Source organism: Rhodopirellula sp. P2 (assembly GCF_028768465.1).
Taxonomy (GTDB): domain Bacteria; phylum Planctomycetota; class Planctomycetia; order Pirellulales; family Pirellulaceae; genus Rhodopirellula.
In genome coordinates this window covers 1198435-1222234 of the sequence record NZ_CP118225.1, presented here as the reverse complement: position 1 = coordinate 1222234, position 23800 = coordinate 1198435, and the positions used below count along the sequence as shown (strand labels likewise).

The 23800-nt window shown below is 55.9% G+C and carries 17 protein-coding genes and 1 pseudogene; 9 read left to right on the top strand and 9 right to left on the bottom strand.

Going from position 1 to position 23800, the window contains the following annotated elements; translation table 11 throughout:
* Positions 1–25: 25 nt before the first annotated feature.
* From PSR62_RS04265 to PSR62_RS04255, 3 genes are all read left to right on the top strand, one after another.
* Positions 26–1465, top strand: coding sequence for a putative collagen-binding domain-containing protein (locus PSR62_RS04265; protein ID WP_274406576.1), 1440 nt, complete (start codon positions 26–28; stop codon positions 1463–1465).
* Between the two features lie 180 nt (positions 1466–1645).
* The gene (locus PSR62_RS04260) at positions 1646–2569 is read left to right on the top strand and encodes a metallophosphoesterase family protein (protein WP_274406575.1); all 924 of its coding nucleotides are present in this window, start codon (positions 1646–1648) and stop codon (positions 2567–2569) included.
* Between the two features lie 231 nt (positions 2570–2800).
* Positions 2801–4630 (top strand): Xaa-Pro dipeptidyl-peptidase, encoded by a 1830-nt coding sequence (locus PSR62_RS04255; protein ID WP_274406574.1) that lies wholly within the window; start codon positions 2801–2803, stop codon positions 4628–4630.
* Positions 4631–4761: 131 nt separating this feature from the next.
* On the opposite strand, the gene PSR62_RS04250 is transcribed toward PSR62_RS04255, so the two are convergent.
* From PSR62_RS04250 to PSR62_RS04240, 3 genes are all read right to left on the bottom strand, one after another.
* Complete coding sequence (locus PSR62_RS04250; RefSeq protein WP_274406573.1) at positions 4762–6210, bottom strand: DUF1501 domain-containing protein; 1449 nt, start codon at positions 6208–6210, stop codon at positions 4762–4764.
* Positions 6211–6227: 17 nt separating this feature from the next.
* Positions 6228–9242, bottom strand: coding sequence for a PSD1 and planctomycete cytochrome C domain-containing protein (locus tag PSR62_RS04245; protein WP_274406572.1), 3015 nt, complete (start codon positions 9240–9242; stop codon positions 6228–6230).
* A gap of 261 nt (positions 9243–9503) precedes the next feature.
* The gene (locus tag PSR62_RS04240) at positions 9504–9701 is read right to left on the bottom strand and encodes a hypothetical protein (RefSeq protein ID WP_274406571.1); all 198 of its coding nucleotides are present in this window, start codon (positions 9699–9701) and stop codon (positions 9504–9506) included.
* Positions 9702–9706: 5 nt separating this feature from the next.
* Here PSR62_RS04240 and PSR62_RS04235 point away from each other — a divergent pair, with 5 nt between their 5' ends.
* The 3 genes from PSR62_RS04235 (at position 9707) to PSR62_RS04225 (ending at position 10830) form a co-directional block, all read left to right on the top strand.
* Positions 9707–9955 carry a hypothetical protein gene (locus tag PSR62_RS04235; protein ID WP_274406570.1) on the top strand — a complete coding sequence of 83 codons (249 nt, stop codon included), beginning with the start codon at positions 9707–9709 and terminating at the stop codon, positions 9953–9955.
* A 249-nt stretch (positions 9956–10204) separates the two neighbouring features.
* The gene (locus PSR62_RS04230; protein WP_274406569.1) at positions 10205–10375 is read left to right on the top strand and encodes a hypothetical protein; all 171 of its coding nucleotides are present in this window, start codon (positions 10205–10207) and stop codon (positions 10373–10375) included.
* A 35-nt stretch (positions 10376–10410) separates the two neighbouring features.
* On the top strand, positions 10411–10830 hold the full coding sequence (locus PSR62_RS04225; RefSeq protein ID WP_274406568.1) for a DUF5658 family protein: 420 nt from the start codon (positions 10411–10413) through the stop codon (positions 10828–10830).
* Positions 10831–10999: 169 nt separating this feature from the next.
* Here PSR62_RS04225 and PSR62_RS04220 read toward each other — a convergent pair whose 3' ends face one another.
* Positions 11000–14248 (bottom strand): DUF6797 domain-containing protein, encoded by a 3249-nt coding sequence (locus PSR62_RS04220; protein WP_274406567.1) that lies wholly within the window; start codon positions 14246–14248, stop codon positions 11000–11002.
* 591 nt (positions 14249–14839) lie between these two features.
* On the opposite strand from PSR62_RS04220, the gene PSR62_RS04215 reads away from it, so the two are divergent.
* Positions 14840–15298 carry a hypothetical protein gene (locus PSR62_RS04215; protein WP_274406566.1) on the top strand — a complete coding sequence of 153 codons (459 nt, stop codon included), beginning with the start codon at positions 14840–14842 and terminating at the stop codon, positions 15296–15298.
* Here PSR62_RS04215 and PSR62_RS04210 read toward each other — a convergent pair.
* The 4 genes and pseudogenes from PSR62_RS04210 to PSR62_RS04195 all read right to left on the bottom strand — a co-directional run bounded on the left by PSR62_RS04210 (position 15273) and on the right by PSR62_RS04195 (position 19455).
* Complete coding sequence (locus PSR62_RS04210) at positions 15273–17096, bottom strand: YHYH protein (protein ID WP_274406565.1); 1824 nt, start codon at positions 17094–17096, stop codon at positions 15273–15275. The two genes, PSR62_RS04215 and PSR62_RS04210, sit on opposite strands and share 26 nt — an antisense overlap.
* 38 nt (positions 17097–17134) lie before the next feature.
* Positions 17135–17872: pseudogene (locus PSR62_RS04205) on the bottom strand (hypothetical protein).
* Positions 17873–18940, bottom strand: coding sequence for an anti-sigma factor family protein (locus PSR62_RS04200; protein ID WP_274406563.1), 1068 nt, complete (start codon positions 18938–18940; stop codon positions 17873–17875).
* The gene (locus PSR62_RS04195; RefSeq protein ID WP_274406562.1) at positions 18937–19455 is read right to left on the bottom strand and encodes a sigma-70 family RNA polymerase sigma factor; all 519 of its coding nucleotides are present in this window, start codon (positions 19453–19455) and stop codon (positions 18937–18939) included. Before PSR62_RS04195 ends, PSR62_RS04200 begins: the two co-directional genes overlap by 4 nt.
* A gap of 196 nt (positions 19456–19651) precedes the next feature.
* Here PSR62_RS04195 and PSR62_RS04190 point away from each other — a divergent pair, with 196 nt between their 5' ends.
* On the top strand, positions 19652–21481 hold the full coding sequence (locus tag PSR62_RS04190; RefSeq protein ID WP_274406561.1) for an SMP-30/gluconolactonase/LRE family protein: 1830 nt from the start codon (positions 19652–19654) through the stop codon (positions 21479–21481).
* Between the two features lie 873 nt (positions 21482–22354).
* Positions 22355–22660, top strand: a complete 306-nt coding sequence (locus PSR62_RS04185; RefSeq protein WP_007328797.1) for a hypothetical protein — start codon at positions 22355–22357, stop codon at positions 22658–22660.
* 256 nt (positions 22661–22916) lie between these two features.
* Here PSR62_RS04185 and PSR62_RS04180 read toward each other — a convergent pair whose 3' ends face one another.
* Positions 22917–23552: a hypothetical protein gene (locus tag PSR62_RS04180; protein ID WP_274406560.1), complete on the bottom strand. Its 636-nt coding sequence runs from the start codon at positions 23550–23552 to the stop codon at positions 22917–22919.
* Positions 23553–23800: the final 248 nt, after the last annotated feature.

The window sequence follows — 23800 nt, the reverse complement described above, 5'->3', positions numbered from 1 at the left end:
TGGCAAGCAATTCGGACTCAAGATCATGGCTATCAGGCACACACTCGCCAAATTGGCTTCGGCTTCCATTGTACACACGGTGACTCTTTCAGCCCTGCTCTGCGCCGTTCTCAGCGGCACCACACTCGCTGACGAACCACTGCGTCCGTGGGCCGAGAACCCTTGGTATTGGAGCTACCACGGCGAGCCCGTGTTGATGTTGGGCGGCAGTGACGATGACAACTTGTTCCAGTGGCCGGAAGATGAACTCCAGGCCCAACTCGACCGCCTCGCCGCAGCCGGTGGGAACGTGATTCGCAACACGATGAGCGATCGAAATGACAAGGACTTTGAGGTCTACCCGTTCAAGCAACTTGAGAACGGAAAGTACGACCTCAACGAGTGGAACGAAGAATACTGGCTGCGGTTGGATCGAATGCTGACCGCGACTGCGGAACGAAACATTTTTGTGCAGATCGAGATTTGGGACCGCTTCGACTACACGGACAATCGTGACAGTGATCGCTGGCAAGTCCATCCGTACAACCCAGTGAACAATGTCAATTACACCTACGAAGAATCAGGGTTCGCAAAACGCTACCCCGATCATCCAGGTGCCAACAAACAACCGTTTTTCTTCACAACGCCCAAGCAGCGAAACAACTCAACCATCCTTCGTTTCCAGAAACGCTTCGTCAATCAACTGCTCGAGCATTCGTTGCCGTTCGATCACGTCCTCTATTGCATCGACAATGAAACCAATGGCGAAGAAGAATGGAGTCGGTACTGGGCGAACTTCATCAAACAGCGGGCTGCGAAGGAAGGCAAGAAAATCTATCTCACTGAAATGTGGGACGATTGGAACCTGAACGCCGAACGTCACAAACGAACGTTTGATCATCCGGAACTCTATGACTTTGTGGACATCTCCCAGAACAACCACAACAAAGGCCAGAAACACTGGGACAATTTCCTGGATGTGCGGGAATACCTTTCCACTCAACCAAGACCGATCAACACCACCAAAACCTACGGAGCCGATGGCAACAAATTTGGGCACAAGGACCAGGATGCAATCGAACGATTCTGGAGACACCTTTTGGCGGGTGCTGCCTCCATGCGATTTCACCGCCCCGACAGTGGTCTGGGACTGAACGACAAAGCAGTTGCCTGTCTCCGAGCGGCTCGCAAACTGGAATCGCTCGTGCCTCTGTGGTCGATTGAGCCGAAGAATCAGTTGCTGTCAGACCGCGACGAAAACGAAGCCTACGCAGCAGCCAACACCGGTTCCGCTTGCGCCGTCTACCTTCCACTGGGTGGTGAAGTTCAACTCGATCTTTCCGACGCCAAGAGTCCAATGTCCCTGCAGTGGATCAACATTGACACCGGGGAGTTCGGAGCAAAGCAGCCACTCGCCAGCGGCAGCCGCGCGACGCTGAAGGCCCCCAGCAAACAAAACTGGGTGGCTGCCATCGTTGCACATTGATCCATTCTTTCGTGCCGTCCCTGTGTCGAGGAAAAGAAAAACAGCTGAGGTGACAGAGGGAATTCATCTGGTCATCGACTCGTGTGTTGAACAATCTCATGGCGATGCGCAAGACCGTCGTGTGAGGCCATGAAGTAAGATGGGCGTGAATCCCACCCCATTTCCCACCGGAGTCGTCTCGTGCCCATCCATCAAATCCCCCAATCTCGTCGCGGATTTCTAAAAACCACAACCATCGGAGGTGGCACCGCGTTGCTGATGTCAGCAACGCAAACGGCCTCCGCTGCCAGCGACAATGCCACCGTGCTCGCCCTGCTCTCGGACACTCACATCCCCAGTTCGCCCGACGTGACAGCACGTGGAACGAACATGACCGAGAACCTGCAACGGGTGATCGGTGAAGTCCTCACGCGAAAAACGCGACCGTCCGATTTGATCGTCAATGGCGACTGTGCGTACCTGAAAGGCTTGCCCGGGGACTATCAAAACTTCGTCCGTTGCCTGGCACCTGCCGAGCAAGCAGGGATTGCGTTGCACCTGACGATGGGGAATCACGACGATCGACAACCGCTCTACGATGCACTGTCCGGGCAGCGGCCTGCTGCGACGGCGGTGATGTCAAAGCATGTCAGCGTCGTCGAAACACCTCATGCCAATTTGTTTCTGCTCGACTCTTTGTTCCGCGTCAACGTGGTGACAGGGGAACTCGGCGATGCACAGATCGATTGGCTCGCCGAGCAACTGGATGCCCGCAGCAACAAGCCTGCGATTGTGATGACGCATCACACCCCCCAGTTCATTGCCCCCCAAGAAGGCAAGCCGTGGAACGGCATTTCCGACACGCAAAAGCTGCTGGAGGTCCTGGACAGCCGAAAGCATGTCAAAGCCTATCTCTATGGTCATTCGCACCAATGGTCTCACAGCCAACGCGGCCATTTCCACCTGATCAACCTTCCACCAGTGGCTTACTTGTTCAACAAGACCAGTCCCAACGGCTGGGTCGAAGCCGTCCTGACAGACAACGCGATGCGGTTGCAATTGCAAACACTCGATCCAAAGCATCCGCTCGCGGGTGAAACGCTCGAGATTGCATTCACAAGCTGAACGCTCGATTCCAAGGACATTTTTCCAAGCAGCAGTGCGGCAGGGTCGGCTGCTTTCGTGTTCAATCCCCCCGAGATGGTCGATCATATCGGAGGAGAAACAGACCAAAACGGGCGGTAGATTCGCCAAACGCTCCCCTACCCCGGATTCTCGGCTGTCGCTTGAAGGTGGTTCGCTGAGGTGACTAAGCTGGTGCGGTCTCGCCTCGATCTCACCTGGGTTTTCACAACCATGAAACGCCTCCGCTTGCCCGTTCTCGCTCTCCTGTTTCTCGTGACCTCACCTGTCCAAGGAGGTGACGTCCAAATCCCCGTCATCAAGGATGGTGAGGCGCAAATCATCAAGGAACTGGAGGACTCGGACTACTGGATCCGACACGACCTTTGGGTTGAAACCGAATTCGATTTGGATGGAGACGGGAACCTGGATCGGATGCACGTCAGTGTCACACGTCCAACCCAAACCGACACGCAGTCGCTGAAGCTTCCCGTGATCTACAACTCGAGTCCCTACTTCGCGGGGACAACGGGGGATGATGAAACGTATTTCTGGGACGCCCGACAAGAGCTCGGCGACGAACCACCCAAACGCTCGGCTGCTCCCGCGATTGAACGCGAGGGAACACGTCCGATCATCTCCAAACGACATGTCAAAGACTGGCTTCCGCGGGGGTTTGTCGTCGTTCATTCGAGTGCCCCAGGAACCGGCCTGTCACAAGGATGCCCGACGGTCGGTGACGATCCCGAGGCACTCGCTCCCAAAGCTGTGATCGATTGGTTGTGTGGCCGCGGCAAAGGATTCACGGAACCCTTTGGTGGTGACCCGGTGGAGGCATATTGGTCATCGGGCAAAGTCGGCATGACAGGGACCAGCTACAACGGAACGATTCCCTTGGCAGCCGCCACGACTGGAGTCGAGGGACTGGAAGTCATCATCCCCGTGGCTCCCAACACCTCTTACTACCACTACTACCGATCCAATGGATTGGTACGCCATCCAGGCGGCTTCCTCGGGGAAGACATCGACATCCTGTACGACTTCATTCACAGCGGTGGCAACGAAGAGACGCGAGCGTATTGCGATTGCCACATCCGTGACGAACAAATGATGGCCAACCAAGATCGAGCCACCGGTGACTACAACGATTTCTGGTCCTCGCGTGACTACTTGAACCGAGTCGACGGAGTGAAAGCGGCGGTGCTGATGGCGCACGCGTTCAATGATTGGAATGTCGTTCCTGAACACAGCATTCGAATTTACGAAGCGTTGAAGAAGAACGGTGTCGAAACCCAACTGTTCATGCACCAAGGCGGACACGGAGGACCTCCACCGATCAGCATGATGAATCGCTGGTTCACTCACTATCTCTATGGCGAAGACAACGGCGTTGAAAAGGGTTCGAAATCTTGGATTGTTCGCGAAAAAGATGAGCGGACCAAACCGACCGAGTATCCCGAATACCCGCATCCCGAAGCAAAAGACGTGGTGGTCTATCCGGTTCCTGGTGCTCCCCAACGCGGTCGTTTGCAGACAACGGCCCTCACGGAGCCCATCACGGAAACGTTGGTGGATAACTTTTCATTCGCCGGTGAAGCACTGGCACAAGCCGAATACACCGAACATCGCTTGATCTACGCCACGCCGGAATTGAGCGAAGCGATTCATCTCTCGGGAACCCCACGGATCAAACTGCGGCTTGCCTGTGATCGTCCCGCTGCCAACTTGAGCGTCTGGCTGGTCTCGCTGCCTTGGAACACGAAGAAGAATTCCAAGATCACCGACAACATCATCACTCGCGGATGGGCGGATCCACAGAACATCGAATCCATGCGGGAGAGCAAACCGTTGGTCCCTGGCCAGTTCTACGACATCGCATTCGACCTGCAACCCGATGACCAGGTCATCGCCAAAGGGCAGCAGATCGGATTGATGATCTTTTCCAGCGATCGCGATTACACGCTGCATCCCACACCGGGCACAAACCTCACGATCGATCTGCAGCAAACCCAACTGAGTTTGCCAATCGTCGGAGGAACGATTCCGTTCGCCACGGAGAACTAACCCAAGACACTGCGACCCTCTCGATTGGAAAGTCCCCGATCGGTTTGGAGACATGGTGCAAGGATGGAAGGAATAGGATGGCAATGGCAAGTGGAATGGGAACGGTCGGAACGTCGCTGCGAACGCAGCTCCTATACGATCACGTCATGCACGACTTGCGTGGGGCGATGTGCCGTGATGATTTGTTCTTGGTTGCCGTGGGGGTAGACGACCTCCTCGTGGTTTAAACCGAACAGATGCATCACGGTGGCTTGGAAATCGTTGGGCGTGACTTTGCTTTCAACGACATGATGCCCAAAGTCATCGGTCTTGCCGTAGGTCATCCCGCCGCGAACGCCGCCCCCGGCCAGCCAAATGCTGAATCCCTGACCATTGTGATCGCGTCCCGCTTTCTCGGGCGAGCCATGCTCTTGTGTCACCGGCAGCCGACCGATCTCCCCGCCCCAGTGAACCAAGGTTGAATCCAACATGCCTCGCTGGCGAAGATCAGCGACCAGGGCCGCTGTGGGTTGGTCCGTCTTTTGACAGATGGACGTCAAACCCGTTTTGATGCTGCTGTGATTGTCCCAGGGTTGATTGTTGTGGAACAGTTGCACAAACCGAACACCGCGTTCGACCAACCGTCGAGCCAACAAACAACGTGTGCCATATTCGCGAGTCTCTGGTCGGTCCAGGCCGTACATGGTGTGCGTCGCGGCGGTTTCTTGCGAAATGTCCAAGGCATCTGTGGCCGCGGTTTGCATGCGGGCCGCCAGTTCATAGCTGGCGATGCGAGCTTCCAGATCCGATTCGCCTGGGTGAGACTGCAAATGCGTTTGGTTCAGCTCTTGCAAGAAGTCCAGGTTCTGTCGCTGGAACTTTCCAGCGAGATGGGGTGGTGGTTGCAGGTTGAAAATCCGTGGTTCCTTGGGCCGCAGCACGGTCCCCTGAAACATGGAGGGCATGAACCCGTTGCTCCAATTGCTTGCGCCATCGACGGGTGGCCCGCCGGGATCCGCCAAGACCATGAACGCGGGCAAGTCCTGTGACTCGCTGCCCAACGCGTACGTCAACCATGACCCCAGCGTTGGCCGCCCCAGCACCGCTGGGATCCCGCCATGAAAGTATCGGATCGAAACCTCGTGGCCGTTCGCTCCGGTGTGCATGCTGCGAATCAGGCAAAGGTCATCGACGATGCCCGCCGTGTGTGGCAACAACTCGGACAACTCCATTCCACACTGGCCGTGCTTTTGAAATTGAAAGGGGCTGCCAAGCAGTTTCTTACTCGCTTCATTGACGAACGAAAACTGAATGTCGCCCGTGTAATCGGTCCCGTCGTATTTCGTCAGTTCCGGCTTCGGATCGGTCAAGTCCATGTGCGAGGGACCGCCATGTTGGAACAACGAAATCATTGCCTTGGCACGCGGCTCAAAGTGCGGTTTGCGTGGCAACAGATCGCCGGGCGGCACCGCTTTGAGGACCGGGGGCTTCGCCGACGCGGACTCTTGATGCAGCATCCATTGCAACGCCAACGCCCCCACGCCCATCCCGGTTTGTTGCAGGAGTTGGCGGCGGGTACCGGGGACGGAAGGGGAATCCATGGTCAAACGCTCCGGAGTCATTCGATGTAAAGAAATTCGTTGGAATTGAGCAGCATCTGGCAGAGATTGACCAGGACTTGCTCGCCTCGTGATCGCCCCGGCGGCGTGCCTTGGAGATCATGGGACATCAGGACCAATTGATCGCTGGTAAAACGCAGCGACATTTCCAGTTCCGCTTCGCTGGCAGGTCGCGACAAAACGATCTCCCATGCGGCATTGATTTGGGCCGGCAACAACTGGAGGTCCGATTCAGGTCCCTGGAAACCAGCCACCGAGTCATGAATGACAGGCGTCGCATCGATCGGCGTGAACGTCAATTCCAGCGACCAAGTGAACGAATCAGATGTTTCATTGGTGATGCAGTCGGTGACAAAATCGATCATTTCTCCCGACTGAACCGCAAACGCAGCCACCGGGGTTTCGACCTTTCGATTCCTACTCTGCCAGTCCCCCTTCAAACCACTCGAAGAAAAGATTCGCGAACGCACACCGTCTCCATTGGCACTGCCATGCTGCAGTGTTCCCGCGATGTGAAGCTGCCCGTCGGCAGGCGCTGTCCAGCGGCGGATCGCTGGATGGGCGGGGTCGCCAGGGTGCCCACCACCCGCGTTCAGAATGGACCATCCAAATACAGCGTCCGGAACCGTTGGACCGCCCTGCCACGACGTTCCCGTGAAATGAGGCAAGTCAACAAAGGCCTGGACCATGCCGGCCTCCGCGTCCACTCGGCCGGATCCGTAACGCCAAGCGAGTGGCGGCAATTCTGGCACCCACGATGCGAGAACTGGATCACCGATCAAGGCTGTTTCGGCAACTCGCTCGATCGCCCGGTCCGCGACCAGGGCCGCCTGCTCGAGCACAAAGGCCCCGTTCAGCATCATCAACGACTGGGGCGCAACGGTTGTCATGGGACGCACATCGCAGTTGACGCCCATCACTGGTGCGTCAAACGTTTGCAGCATGCCAACCGGTTGGCTCCGTCGGACTCGCGCGTAAATGCTGCGTCGCGGTTGGTTCACGTCGACGCGAACTTGGCCGGTTTCATCTTCCGCAACCTCCACCGGCGGTCCATGAAGGGTCAGATCCAGACTGCCAGAAACCGCCAGCATTGAATCTCGCAGGATCTCGGCGTCGACACGCTGCAGTGACTTTCGCCAATAGAAACGATTCTCCGCATCCATCGTCTCGCCCTTCAAATGACGCAGCGAACTCTGACGCCATGCCATCGAGGTCAAGATCTGACGGTGCAAACGCTTCAAGCTCCAACCGTGCTCGACGAAATCACTGGCCAACCAATCGAGCAACTCAGGGTGAGTGGGCTTGTCGCCCAAGAGCCCAAACTCGCCCGGTGTCGCGACAATCCCACGCCCGAAGTGGTGCATCCACATCCGATTCACGATGGCTCGCGCGGTCAACGGGTTGCTCTCATCAGTCAACCATTTTGCGAACGCCAACCGCCGCCCCGTCGTCGGCAGCTCGGGATCATTGACTGGAAACTTCACCTGTGCCCCTTCGGCGGAAGCAACGGTCAAGGCAGCCGGTTCAATGACCTGTTTGGGCTGATTGAAATCACCGCGATGAAACAAATGGCTAACGGGGACATGGTCCGCAGGTTCGACAAACGCCTGAACGAACTGTTCGACAGGCTTTTGAGCTCGCAAGTCAGCGATCTTCGCATCGTACTCCTTCAATTTGGCAGCGGCTTCCGGACGGTACTGATACAGAACCCCCGCCGTGATGTTGATGCTCGGATGATTAGCCAGCAGCTTGTTCTGCTCTGCATCGCGTTTGTCCTTGGAAGTTTCATAAGCTGCCCGCAACTGGGAACGAAGTGGTTCCTCGAACTTCAGCAGTTCTTGCTCGAACACCTCTTGAATGAACACGGCTTGCTGGCTGGCACGCTCAGCAGCGACGCGACTGACTTCGCTTTCCATTTTGGCTGCCGCCGCGCGATCTTGTTCTGTGGCCAGCGAAACCAATCTTCCTGCGGGCGGCTTCCACGCCTGCCAATCCAACACGGGCTCGAAGACGGCTCGCAACGCAAAGTAGTCCGCGTGTGAAATCGGATCGTAGCGGTGATCGTGACACTGGGCGCAGTGAACGCTCGAACCCAGCAACGTCGAGCAGACGATCTGCAACGTGTCTGCGATGACTTTGTTGCGAGCTTCAGGACTGTTGTCGCCGCTGCCCGTTCCGTCGGCTGCCATTCGTAAGAACCCGGTGGCGGTCAGCAGTTCCACCTGACGCGGCGTCCAATCGCCCTGCTTGAGGCCAGCCAGTTCGTCGCCCGCAATCTGTTCATGAATGAACTCGTCGAAAGGTTTGTCGTCGTTGAAGGCGTTGGTGACGTAATCACGGTAGCGCCATGCCCACTGCCGGTTGCTGTCGGCCACGGTGTAGCCGTCGCTATCGGCGTACCCTGCCGCATCCAGCCAATGCCGGCCCCAACGCTCGCCATAGTGAGGTGACCGCAGCAACTGATCCACCAAGTTTTCAAACCACAGCGGCTCTGCACTCTGCAGCCAAGGTTCGATTTGCTCGATCGTCGGTGGCAGACCAAGCAAGTCGTTGTAAACACGCTGCACCAACGTGGATCGATCAGCTTCGTCAGAGAAGGTCAAACCAGCAGGCATCTCGGCGGCGATCAACGCATCGATCGGCGAACGGATGCGTTTGTCGCGAACGTCGGTCGGAACGGGCACGTCCGCGATCGGTTGATAGGCCCAGTAATTTCGCTCTTCTTCGGTGATTGGAATCCCGGGATCCAGATGCTTGGGTTCCTCACGCAGTGTCTTCGCACCCGCCCCAATCCAAGCCTCCAAGACAGCAATCTTTTCGTCTGAGACATGTGCTTCGCCAGGCGGCATCTCTCCGTCACGGACGAGCTGCAACAACAAACTAGCCTCAGGATCTCCCGGGACCACCGCTTCTCCCGAATCGCCACCGGAAACCATCCGGTGCACCAACCGCAAATCCAGTCCGCCTTCGAGCTCTTCTACCGCGCCATGGCAATCGAAGCAAAACTCGCGCAAGATCGGTCGAATCTCGGTCTCAAAAAAGGGAGACTTAGCAGAGCATGTCGATCCGCACATGAGAACGAACAGACAGCCGACGAATGCAAAGCGATACGGGCATCGTGAAGCCAACCAGAGGCGCATGGCTCAATACCGATCGTCGAGGTGGGAATTGCGAGGCAGGTTTTTCTAGGCGGGGCTAATTCGGCAGAGACGAACCAGATCCGACATTATGCCCCCCAAGGAACCCAATATCAACGTCGGAAGAACATCACCCAGTCAAATGCCCGCTGATTGAAAACGAATTTTGTTTGTGTGACAACGCAACTTCAGCCCGCCATCGGGGTTCACTGACACGGTCAGCACATCCCCTTCATCTTTTCTCGCATCGCTGCTGGCGATGCATTGTTCGATCGCGCGTTCATCCAACGGCACCACGAACAAGATGAACTTTGCTCGTTTTCGATTGCTCCCCATTCAAAATGACCTTTTTTCGCCTCCTCTACGCAATCGTCTTCATCGCCTGCTTCTCGCCCAATGTGTTTGCGCAACCTGGAAGGAGAGGCCCAATCACCCCCATTCCGTTTGAAGCCAATCAAGGCTTCTTGTTGATCGATGGTGTGTATCTGGATCCGCCGTACCTGATCGACATCTCCGCCGATGAACAATCCGTCGTGATCAATGGGACCCCGTACAGCACCAATTACTTCGATCTCTCGCATTTGAATTAGCAGCGTCCCGGAGATGGTCGTGGAGCAGGAACCGGGCGCGGACCTGGAGGACGCCGAGGAAACGGTGGCGGGCCAAGACTGAACAGAAACCCCGCCGAACACGAATCTCCCACCGGAAAAAGCCAATCCGTTCGTCATTTCGTCCGAAGCCTGCAAACACTGGAATTGGAAGCCATTCATGTCCTCGACCAAGGACAGCAACCGTGGGAGCTTTGGCCAGAACAGAGCGGTCACGAATTGCTTGAGGGCTTGATTGCCAAATCGAACGGCGAAACCCGACAAACTGAAATCCCCGACCAAACGGTCAGTTTAGGGTTCAACGAACGATGGGAAAATCTGGTCACCCACTTTGAACCCAGCGGGAATTTTTTGGATCGAGCCGAAGGCGTCGTTGCGGAAGTCAACCAATTGGAAGCCTAAAACGCCGCGATCCAGGCGGCCAACCAATGGATGGCATGGCTCAACTACCCGATGACCATGTTGGCATTGGTCCTCGTCGTCTTTGCGTGGGACGTCTGATGGCAGAAGCATCCCAGCTCTTCTCCTCATCCGCAGAACCAACCGACACACCATCCGCCAGCAAGCGATTCATCATCTCGCTGGTGATCATCGGCCTGATGTCCGGCATTGATCTTGCCTGGACCTTGATCGCCCATCAATCCGGGACGATGCGAGAGCTGAACCCAGTCGGCGGCCGACTGATCGAAGACACGTACACTCTGGTGGCGTTCAAAATCTTGGTCACAAGCATTTCCATTTCTCTGCTGTTCTACCTCCGACTGCAGCCGCTGGCCCGCAAAGCAACCTGGTGGTGCTGCCTGGTGCTCACGCTCTTGACCGCACGTTGGTTGACCTTTCAGTCGTTGTTCGCATAGAAAAACCAAGCAACCAACGAAAGTGCTTTGGATAAGATGCTGGCGGAAGGGTGAGAGTGGGCCAATCGGCCTCTCACCACCGTCGACCGCGTCAAATGGGAAGCGGACATTTCGCCGGAGTCACCGGTGACTTTGCAGCATTGCTTTCCAAGTGATCCCTTCCCCCGATTCAATTCAGTTCGTGGATCGTGTTGTGAATCACGCGATGAATCGGTTCTCCATCCGCCCCCCGCAGCTCCATCTGAATCTCCATGCACCAGGTTGGCTTCAGCTTTGGCAGCTCCAGCACGATCTCGCGTTGCTGTTCATCCCACTTGGCAGAAGTCACTTCGATTGCCTGGGTGTCAAAGTGTTTGGAACCGTAATTCCTCGATCGTTTGATATTCCAACGGCTGATTGAAAAGCTTTCAGCAGTGACCGACTCCGGATCAACCTCGTCGCTCAATCCGATTCGCACCGTCGTTCCGCGACATCGCAGACTCAGCGGCACGTGGATCGGTTTGCCGGTGTAGCGAACCCGGTAGAAACCACCGTCGGCTTGCTGTGTTCCCGCCCACGAATACATCCCAGTCACGTACAAGTCGCCATCGCCGGGATGGAATCGTCCACGCATGATCCCGGTCGGGAATTGAGGCAGCGGCAATTCGCACATCCCACCCTGCATCTGATCGCCGACGGTTTCATGAGGGACCACGTACAACTTGCCATAGCCGTAGGATGTGTTCAGCAAAGAACCTTTCAGCGGCCCCCACTTGTCGCTGGTCACCCACAACAACTCAGCCGGTGACCGGTCGAAGGAATTGGTGATCCAACACATCGGTGGCTCCATCGCCGAGTCACTTGGGTCGGTCACATCGTGGTAACCAAACATGTTGCCATAAAACCGCCCCGGACGAACCCAGTTGATTCGGTTCTTTGGATTCCAATGTCCCTCTTGGTCCGTGACGAAGAACGTTCCGTCGTCGTTGAAACAGACGCCGTTGGCGGCACGAAAACCATTCGCGAGAATCTCGGTCGACGATCCGTCTGCGGAAACCTTCAGCAGCGTCCCATGATGCGGAACGATCGCGGGCAACGCGTGACAAGCTGACTTGGCGTAGTAAAAGTTGCCATCGTCATCGCATTGCAATCCCATCGCGAATTCGTGGAAGTGGTCGGTGACGTAATGATCGTGGTTGAAACTCTCGTAGTAATCCGTTTCACCGTCGCCGTTGAAGTCATGCAAACGGCAGATCTGATCGCGACAAGTCACAAAGATCTCGCCGTCGCGAATTTTGATCCCGAGCGGCTGAAACAAACCCGATGCGATCCGCTGCCAAGTCACTTCCGGTTGATGCAATCCGGTGACTTTCCAGACGTTCCCATCCCAATCACTCAGCACGGCGGATTCGCCATCGTCGAGAAAGTCGACACCGGTCAATCGCATCCGGCAAAACCACGGATTGTTGACGGGGTACTGAATCGTATCGACCGCGAAAGGTCCGCCAGCGTCCGCGGTGGTGATCTTCGTGGTGACGGTTTGCGGCCAACGCTTGCTGTTCTCTTTTGCAACGTTCGCCCAGTCCTTTGCTGAACGCGCGGCGGGATCGAGCCCTTCGATGAGTTGGTCAATGGTTTGCTTTGCGTCTGATTCATTATCCGTTCGAAAGGCATGAACCACAAAATTTCTTGCATTCGCGTTTGGCATCAGTGCCAGTCGAATTTGGTCATCGGCGAACTGCCATTCCAGTTGGCTGACATCGCCCGTGACCACAAACGCCATCGATGCAGAGTCATCCGCGGAACTTGACCAAACCGCCTTCGCGTGATCATCGTCCAGCAACACTTCGCCTCTTTCACGATCAGCCACTCGCATCGTCAACCGGCTCTCATTGGCACCCACCGACAGCGTCCGTTGAAAAATGGATCTCTCACCCAATTGATCAAGTGCTGGCCGCTCGTGAACATCGATTCCCCCGACGCGATAGTGCAGGATCGTTTCCATCCCGCTGACGTAAGTCCCCTGGTAGTCAATCCAGGCTTTGGGCAGTGGTCCATAAAAACGACCATCACGTCCCGGCTCACGGACCTCGTCAAAGGAATCGTTTTCGGGGTTGGCCCATCCAGGACCGTTTGCGTTTTCAAACACCACATCGCCGACGATGCGCGGGTGTCTCCGGTGGACGCCGTTGAAGTTGATACCGTTGTAGTCAATGAACTCATCGCCCAACCAAGCCGCAGCCACTCGCATCGTGTCTTGCTCATAAACAACGCGGTGTTCTCCCCGTGTGATTCCACCTGGGCCCTGGTCAAGACGAATTGCATGCCCCTTGTAAGCAAAGTTTTTCGCGTCGTCGCCGATCTCAACCGTCGCCATCAAATTCGGACCGTAGTCCATTTCCCGCCAAGCTTCGATGAGCGACGGTTCCGGACCGCGTGTATCGCCCTTGGGCAAACTCGCCAAATACTCTTCATCCACCCGAGCAAACTGAGTCGGGTTGTGATCCTTCAAGTACGCCTGCCGGATGTAGTGAATCACGTCGTACTTCTGCTGCGGCACCAAGTTTCGCTGCGGCAGCATCAAACCAAAACCCTTCGTGATGGTTTGGTACATGCTGTGTGGATCAAATCCATTCTTAAATTTGCCAGACGCAAAACGCAACGACGTCGGCAAGGAACCAGGTTCATCGACTGTGCCGTGACAATTCACGCACGTTCGGTTGTAGATCGCTTCGCCACGTTTCATCGCCTGTTGATCCAACGAAGCGAGAATGCCGGCGTGGTCGATGTGCGATTCGTATTCCGGCAATGGCTCGGCCGTTGGCATGACCTTCGGCTGCAACTCGGCTGCCCGCGCCGCACCACCATTACGAATTTCAATCAGGTATCGAACCAAATCCAAGAACGCTTGGCGGCTCTCGATTTGTCCCGCGACACCTTCGGGCATGACGGACAATTCGCTCATCGCGACGACTTCGATTTCTTCCCCGCTGATCTCGATCGTTTTGCCAGTCGATGGATCGCGCAACTGGACCGACTCATCGGACTCAGCAACGAGAACACCGGTCAGCACTTTTCCGTCCACCGTCAAAACTTGGATCGTCTCGAAACCCTTTGCGATGCTCTTGGACGGATGAAGAATCGCATCGACGACTCCCGCATTCGACAAGTCAGGATTGGGCGAGGCAAGATTTGGCCCCACGTTGGCTTGCGACGTCTCCATCGGTACACCGACCGCATGGCAACTTGCGCACGACATCGAGGGGGTGAAGAACACCACCGCTCCTCGCACCGCGTCACCACCCGACACGGCGTCCGCGGCCAGTTTCTCCGGCGACTCAAACATCAACGTCTGCAAGATCGCTCGGTCATTCTGTGCCGTCGCAGTGGATCCCATGCTGAGCAACAGCAGCATTCCGAAAATGGTGATTCGATTCACAAATCGTTTTCCCTTGGAGGCCAGGCAAAGCATCGCTGCCCAAAACAGTCGGCTACAGAATAGTCGTCGCAGAGATTTCCATCTTCTGCTTTTTGAAGCAATCGCACCAGGAGAACGCCGCCGGCGAGTGGGAATTCCAACCCGCCATCGAGCCGCTAAGATATCGCGACCGCCCCATTCCGCTTTTGAAGTAGCGTTTTTGTTTTTTGGTAACCCGAGGCATGACGGCTTATTGATTTACTCGAGATCACAACCTGACGCGTGAGTTTTGAAGTTGCACTTTTTGCATTCGGTTTTGTTGGCCAACGGCCTTCGTCATCGTAGCCTGGGGCATCGCCCCAGGGATCGAGAATGAAGTGAAATTGGTTGGCCAACGGCCAACATCAACCCACACGTTTTGAATTGAGTTTGGCCCTTGGCCAAAATGGGTCCGTGTTTTTCTGCTCCAGGGGCGACGCCCCTGGCTATGTTGAACGAAGCCGTTGGCCATTCGAGGAAAAACGCAAATTCAAAATTCACACGTCGGGTCACCAACAAAACGCCACTTCAAAACGTTCAGTTCGGGATCTCCAGCCTACTCTTTGAGACGCCATGAAAGCCGCCACGATCAGCCAGTTAAAAAAAGAACTCGCCAAGCTGGATGAAGATGAGTTGCTCGACATTTGCGTTCGGATGGCCAAGTTCAAAGTCGAGAGCAAAGAGCTGCTGACGTACTTGCTGATGAAAGCGGACGATGAACCAGCGTACGCGGATGAACTGTGCGACGAGATCGATGAGCACCTCAGCGTCTCTGGCAAGATTCACAAGAAGACGCTTCGCAAAGTCGTCCGCTGGATGGACAAATCGCTGAGATTCTCCGGCGACAAAGAAACCGAACTGCAAGTCCGAATTCACTTCTGCCAGCGGATCAAAGAAAAACGAATCAGCTTCGGCGGTTGCCGCGTCAGCCAAAACATGTACGCGACGCAGCTCAAAAAAATCGACAAAGCGATCGAGAAAGTTCATCCCGATCTGCAGTTCGATTTCAACCGGCAACTCGCGGGACTGTAAGTCTTTTCAGTCCGAACCATACTCCCGCAACCAGAGCGACAATCGCGAAACCAATCAGGATCATCGATGATCCGCTTCGAGATCGAGTGTACTGAAAGTCCAACGTGCCTTGTGCCAACGTGATCTCAGAAATGCTCTCGAGCAGTTCGTCCCGCGTCACTTGGTCCGTCGCAAACTCGGGTTTCTCGGACAACGCATAAACCGTCAGGTGATACTGCTTCACTCCCGGCCCCTTCGACTTCATCGGGTCATATCCCGCATGCCCTTTGTCATTGATCCCCAATGTCCCAATCCCACCCGCGTTTTGCGGCAGGCTGGTGACATCCGCGGGAATATCGTGAACCAACCAATACGACTTCACATCACCTGGCCCAGGCGTGTGCCACAGATCGAGAGCATAACACTGCGTCCCCTCCGGTCCTTTCGTCCAAGCGATCGGCGGCGACACGCCCGCACCGTCCCCGGTGAACTCAGTGGGCAATTCATCGCCTGCCGCAAACGCGGGACTGGTGACTTTCAATCGAGACGTTTGATCGGCGTTGGGACCGTCGCCTGCTCCTGAAAGATCAGCTTGCGGAAGAAACGGTTTGCCCATGCGACTGCGATAGGTCTCGTTTCGCGTTTCCCCCGATGGTTCCTGAAACGTGAAGTCGACCGTGCTATCGTCCTTGACGACATAGGTCACCGATCCCTGTTGGCCTTCCACGTCGTACACCAACTCGAATCGATTGCCCGTCTTGCTGAATCCCGTGATCACGGCGCCGCGTAGCGGTCGCAGATCAGGGCGAATCGGTTCGGCACGCGGTTGCGGATCCACCTGACCACCACGCTGGGTCACTTCCCCGTGAAAGCCACCATTCAAATACGGGTAGGTCTTCTGTGCGTGGTAGTGATAGTTGCCCGACGCGTCCTTGTGACCGCCAAGTTCATCGAGTGGTGCAAAATCGCTCGCCTTCGGATCTTGATAACCAAAGATCGGATAGCCGTCCAAGGCATAGCCAATCGGTTTGTCTTTCCCCGTTTCTTCTTCCAAATGAACCGGAGCAATGTGGTAGTGGTAATCATCGCCGCGACCGCAGTGCCCACCATATTCATCCAGTTCACCAAACAAGTAGGCATCCTCACCGCGATTGTTCAGCGGGTTGAAGATCGGCACGCCATTGACGGCCAAAGCAATCGCACCACGCAGAAAATCGTTCTTGGTCGACATGGGATTCTTTGCCGGAACGGGATGCAAAGGAATTTGCCATGCATTGTCACCCAGGTACTTCTGTGGGATTGGAACTTGTTGTTGCCACGAACGAATGCCAATCATCATCGGATGCTCCGGCAATCCATTGGAACCCACGTAAAGAAAGTCTTTGTCCCAACGAAGCTGCAGCAGTTTCTCAAACGGTTCGAAGTGCTGACCGATGGCTGGCATTGTCTCTTTCTTCGCGGCGTCCCCAGTGGTGGCTTGCACCGGTTGGTTCACCGCCACGAGCCGAATCGCATGCTGACGATTGAGATTTTGGATCGCTTTGATTCGTTCCTGGACCCAGGCCTGGTCCGAAGCAACCAAGCGATCGATCGCCAAATCCGTGAGTGTCCCATCCTCACGACGGATTTGAACCTTGCCATCCTTCGCCGAAACAAATGATCCGTGCAGGTGCAATCCATCCACCGCGATGGTCCAAGTTCGCGATTGGGAGGGAGTGTGGGAATGATGGTGATGCCCGCCTTCGTGTGCGGCGAGGTGGGGGGGCACCATCAGACACAGCAGGCTCGCAACCGCCGGGATGAGTGAGCGTGAGTTCATGAGCATGGTACTTTCAGGGAAGACGTGTCGGATGGTCATCACCGTCGTTTTCGAGGCGGTCCACTCGGAACGATGTCGTTCAAATTGGAGAAGTCAGGGCGAGCTTTTCCGTCGGGCGGTGTGGCCACGACATGCCGAAAAATGACGGTGTTGTCGAGTTCAACATCCTCCGTCCAAATGAAACGTGCACCTTCAAAGTCATGCTCAAAGAACGGTTCCTTGGGGCCGATCTACGACTGGGTGTACTCCGTCGCTTGACTCCAAGATTCATCGTCAAAATCGACCGTGTACCAGTCTTCTGGGATGGTTGTGTTCTCAACCCGCGGGTTCATGGTGTCTCGATCGATGGGACCACGAGAAAAGGCTTTGGCTTTCCAGTTGGCATCGGTCACCGTGCCATCGCCAAATTTCAAAATGAATCCGCCATCACCGATGCTGGTGTTGGCGTATTCCATTCCAGTCTTTGAATCCGCGTTGTCCTTGGCCATCACAGCAATCGTCATCGGATAGTCCGGCAGGATGTCGACCGACACGACGTTGTGTGGCATGAACTGGATCGAGTCGACCGCGACGAGTTCGCCATTGAGATACATGATGAACCAGTTGTCGGCGTACATGTTCGCCTGCACCGTGTCACTGATTCGCGGCTTGCCAACCCCGCCGCGATTCTCGCCTTGGCTGTAGCCCACCTGCATCCAAACGAAACTGGTGATGGCGGCCACGCAAACGAGAGCGACCAAACCCAAGGCGGGTTTTAGAATTCGTGTCCGGTTCATCTATTCAAACTTCACGATGCGTTTCGGGTCGTGATGGGATTCATGATCAAAATGGTCCGCAGCAAACGGCTGCTCCTCAATCAACGTCATTTTCAACGTGACGATGTTCCGTCCGTAGGGCATGTCGATGAATCGCATTTGACGAATCTGGCCCCTGGCTGCGGTGTAGAGAATCTCGATTCGTTCCGGCCCTCGGAAGCCTGGTTTCTTCGTCGCCACCATCTGCCGGGTGGCTTCCGTATCGGATTCGACATCCCGGCCCTGGACTTCGCCTTCGATTCTTTCCACCGACAACAATTCCAAGTTGTAAGCGGTCTGCAATGCGTCCAACCCGTCCTCGATGTTGTTGATCGGTAGCGAGCGCTCGTGCCCGGGCAGGTCTCGATTGAATCGCGTCAAGTCGTTGCTCAATCGAACCGGTCCCTCCGGCCGAACCGCCCAACTCGTCTTCCCATCGCTTCCCGTGACGAAGAAAACACCTGGCTCCACTTCCCGTTTCAACACGAACTGATCCGAACCTCGAACATCCAAAATCGCGTTGTCCAAAGAAGGCTTCGGCGGTCGTCGATGCTCCGGCGAATCGCGTCTTAGATCTTTTTGAGTCGCGCTCTCTTCTACCGAAATCAAGAACGTCCGATCCAATGACAGGCGGTTGGCCGCGATGATGCGATTGAGTTCCATCACCGCGGCGGAAGCCGACGTGCTCCCCAAACCATTCCAAAGAAACGCCAGGCTGATCAGCACCAAGCACGCCGTCGTCGCCATCGCAATCACGGATCGCGTCCAAGTGTTTCCGATTGAACCGGCCAGCGTGACCACATTGGGTCGCTCGTCCGCTCGGACCAAGGTTGGATCGTTGACAGTGGACTGCTCGGCCGTCGATGGTTGATCCATCAACTCATTCGTCACGAATTCATTGCGGAGTCGGTCATGCAGCAACAATTCCGAGGCAAACCTCTGGGCGTGACGCGGGTCCGATTTGATCCACTGATTCAGTTGCTGAAACTGCTCCTGCGACAGCGATTCGTCGAAGTAGCTGTCCATCAAATCTTCGACCGAAGAGTTCATGACATCGCCTCCACACTCTTGCGTTCGACACAATTCCGAACACGATCTCGAATTCTTTGCAGTGCTTTGGCGACAGAATTCGCCGACATGCCCACTCGTTCGGCAATGGCGGCCGGTTTCATGTTCTTCTGATATCGCAACTCGAAAAGACGGCGAGCACGGTTCTCTAAACCACCCAGGCATTCCGTGACAAAATCCAGTTTCGCTGAATCTTGCTGAGCCACGGTTGGAATCGCGATCGCCAAGCAAGCGATTGCATCGTCGTCGAACACCAGCAGGTCTTTCCGCCGGTTTCGCATGTACAAACTCACCTGATTCCGAGCGACGCCGATCGCCCAAGGCACAAACGGAAGCTCCGGATCATAGGAGTCATACGACTCAATCACAGCGACGGCAACCTCCTGCAACACATCATCACGATCACCGAAATCACGCACCATCGACGTCACAAACGCCGACACAGCGGGTTGTGCCAGTGTCCATTGCCGAGTTGCTTGTCGTGCGGTTTCGTCCATTGCATCCTCCGTTCAAAGAAGTCCTCACACCGTTACTTAACAAGACGGCCCCGTTTATGACCGAGAAAATTGCCGAAATATTCGAAAACGCCCATCGCTTGAGAACGGCCGGGAAACAAAACCACCTCGGCTCGACTATCTTGGTGGCCCCCTCCAACTCTCCCCAGATCATTCTCTCCCACATCGACGATTTGACATGACATTCGCGATTCACCGCTGCGTCCATTCACGACGCCCTCAATCCTTCACGGCGTTCGTTGCCGGGTCCAGTGCACAGATTCTGTTCGCCTTGCTCTTGCTGCCCGCGATGGTGACGCCTGCCCAAGAGAGCTACCCGGTTCACCCCGACACCGTGGCCAAGGACGGCGTCCCTCGAGGCGTGGTGACAGCCCACCGCTTCACCGACAGCACGATCTATCCAGGCACGGAGCGTGACTACTTCGTCTACGTCCCGGCCCAGTACGACCAGTCCTCTCCGGCGGCGCTGATGGTTTTTCAGGACGGCGCCAAGTACGTCCGAGAAAACGGCGAGTATCGAATTCACCATGTCTTCGACAACCTGATCCACCGCGGCGAAATGCCGGTGACGATTGCCGTCTGCATCAACCCCGGCGTCGTTCCCGGTGGCGAGGAGGCTCAAGATCGTTTCAATCGCAGCTTTGAATACGACACCGTGAGCGATCGCTACGCTTCGTTCCTGATCGACGAGTTGCTTCCTGAGGTCAGCAAATCGTATGCGATCACGGAAGATCCCAATCTGCGAGCCATCGGTGGCAGCAGCAGCGGCGCAATCGCGGCGTTCGGCGTTGCTTGGCACCGGAGCGATCAGTTCCGCCGAGTGTTCAGCACCGTTGGCACCTACGTCGGACTGCGAGGCGGTAACGAATACCCAGTCCTGGTTCGCAAACACGAACCCAAACCGCTGCGGGTCTTTTTGCAGGACGGCAGCAATGACCTGAATATCTACGGCGGCAGTTGGTGGCACGCCAATCAAACCATGCTGTCATCGCTGCAGTGGGCTGGTTATGAAGTCAAAAACGTCTGGGGCGAAGGCGGCCACAATGGCAAACACGGCGCCGCGATCTTTCCTGACGCAATGAAATGGCTGTGGAAGAACTTTGATCAACCCATCGAAACCAACGTTTCAGAACATCCGGAAATCAAAGACCGCTTGATCGAGGGCGAATCGTGGAAACTGGTCAGTGAAGGTCACAAGTACACCGAAGGCCCCGCGGTCGCACCCAACGGCGACGTGTACTTCATCGATGGACCACGAGGCGAAATTTGGAAGATCGCGGCGGGCACTGACAAGGCAACCCAATTTGCAGACGACATGCCCGGCGTCAGCGCGTTGATGTTCGACGCTGCCGGTCGTCTCTACTGCGCACGAAACAAAGCCCTGACGGTGACGCGAATCGATCCCGATGGCAGTCGCACTGATCTGTGCTCGGGCGTTTCCTGCAACGACTTGGTGGTGCTCGATCACGGCATCTACTTCACCGGCCCCACGGAACAAGCGGTCTGGTACCTGCCAATCGACGCCGATGGCAATCCTCAAGGTGACGGCAAGCCGATCCAAGCTGGCAAAGGCCCCAAGAAACCAAACGGATTGATCGTCACGCCCGATCGACGTTTCCTGATGGTCGTCGATGCAGAAGGCCGTTACGTGTGGTCGTATAAAATTGACTCGGCAACGGGAGAACTGCTGTTCGGCCAGCCCTACAGTTACGTCCACACGCCGCAAGACGACATGATCGGCGGTGCCGACGGCGTCACGATGACGAAAGACGGATCGCTCTTGGTCGCCACCAAACTGGGCATTCAAATCATCGATCCGCCTGGCCGAGTCCACCTGATCCTCTCGCGTCCCAGCTTGTCGGGCAAACTCTCGAATTGCGTGCTCGCCGGCGAAAACATGTCGACGCTGTACGTCACCTGCGGCAGCAAGGTGTTTTCAAGAGAGACCAAACTCGACGGCATCGCCCCTTGGCAACCCGCCGTTCAACCACCCAAGCCCAGACTGTAGCTTGGAAGATATGTGACTCTTCTCACTGGCCAACGGCGTTCTTCAATCTCTCCTTGAACAACGCCCAAGAATCCATTTCAGGTCACCCAACACATAACGACCTGTTGATTGAGTCGCCTTTCAATTCTCATATGAGCCGTTTGGGCGTTAGCCTGGGCTGTCAAAAGGTTGGTATTGACACCGCTTTGGACTGCGCAGGTTTCGTTCCTCGACTTCGCCCCAACGGGGCAGCCCTATGCCAGCCCAGGGCAACGCCCTGGGTTGTGGCGGGACCAAGATTACAAAGCCCCAACGGGGGCGGTCCTAGCGGGTTTTGGGGAGTCTTTCTTAGGGCCGCCCCGTTGGGGCTGGTGTCGGAATCTCCGTAACGAAACCCCAGGCGATGCCTGGGGCTATCTTAGAGCTGCCCCGTTGGGGCGTAGGACAGAATAAAAATCAACGTCGCATTTTCCGTGTCAATACCAACCTTTTGACAGCCCAGCGTTAGCCCCGGTTCTGAGCCGCCTGGGCGTTAGCCTGGGCTGCGAAATGTTTGCTATTGGCGTTCAGATAGCGAATGCAATTTTCCTTCCGGCTTCTGTCTTTTTCCATCCTGGCAGGGATTTCAGATGGTAGCCGGGGGTTGCTGCGTAGCAGCGTACCCCCGGAAAACGAGCTACCATCTGACATCCTTACCGGGATGAAAACTTGCGCAAACGCATGGCCGCCACAAGCCCAAACATTTCGCAGCCCAGCATCATCCCCGGTTCCTTGCTTCTAGAGCCGAGGCGGACGCCTATCAATCAGCAGCCCGGTAGAACAAGTGGCATCGGAACCAACTGCAAAAGCGCAACTTCAAAACTCACTGAGGAGCAACAGTTGACGAAACGAGAGATGGATCAAAAGGCGGCGATCATGACTGTGATCGAGCACCTCGGGAACATTCCGCCAGGCACGAAGTGTTCGGCGGTGCTGTTTGACACCGAAAGAATCCGCCGGGAAAAGGAGTTCTACGCGAAGCTCTACAGCGAGAATGGCGTGCACGACCTGGAAATTCTGCAAGCGATGGTGGCCGCGAATGTGCCCGACGATCCCTACTGGTTGGTCTCTTTAAAAACCAGCGACGGAGCGATGGGAGACATCACCCAACTGCACCGAGTCGACGACCGCACCGGAAAAATCATCCCCGACCCGGCCTGACGGACGGTTGATTTGGTCAGCCGAAACGCGATAGCGTCCGGTTCGTCTCCGGTAACCGTGGGCTAGCTCCCGTCGGCTGATCGCTAGATCTGCGAAACGTTTTAAATCAACACGCTGCTAACCGTCGGATGAACATCCAACCGCCAAACCATTCCGAACGTTCATCTTCGACTCATGCCAGCAATGCAGCCCGAACCAAGCGGCCACACGACGCCGCTCCGGCAACACATGCTACGGGTGCCTGCCAACACTCGGCTCAATCGATACCGAAGTCTGTTTGCTCCGCGCTTTCCCATTCCTGTTGAACATACTCCGCGGCTTCTTGGGGGACCTTCAATTCAAAGTTTGGATCTCGGTCATCGTTCACCGTTTCATACTCGCTTCTCAGCACATTGGGACGAAACAACAGGTCTTCCCCGGCAACGATCCGAAACCCGAGACTCGCGAGTTCCCGATCCGTCATGTCGGTTGTCCCTCTCCACATCACCGTCGCTGTTTCTCCCGAGAACAGCTTGGACACAGAGTCGAAGATCATTTGTTGCCAATCACGCATCGACGAGTGGATGGCGACACGATGAATGAAAGCCATCCCAAACACCGGATGCTCGATCCCCAGTTCCTTCCGATACTCGGCGAATGGAGCGGTTGGCTCAAGTATTGCCGAGCAGACACTGTGCCACCCCTGCGAATCCGCATCACAGACTTCCCAGACATTCATCCCCTCGTCCTCGGCTCGCGAGATATCGAGGTAATCGACCGCCAACCGAGCTGCGACCACCTCGCCATTCTCGCTCTCGCTTGACTGACAGATCACCGAGAGTTCGTGCGGACGAATGTAACCGTCCGGATCGACTGGCTTCGGGTAGAAGATTGAACGCAACTCGATTCTCATGAGATCCCTTTCCTGCGGATTGTAAACTGGCCCCCATCATTCACGATCAGCCCCCTGGAAACCACCCGCGATCACCGCACTCGCCAGACCAACAGGGTTCAGAGAATCATCCGGCAGAGAACCGAGACCCTCAGACGCATGCGTGAACTTCGATTCCGAGGGTAAATGGCAGGCATCGCTCCGCGATGGAAGTAGGCCGGACCAAGGAGCAACGCGACGCCGTTCCGGCAACACGCCACAACGATCCA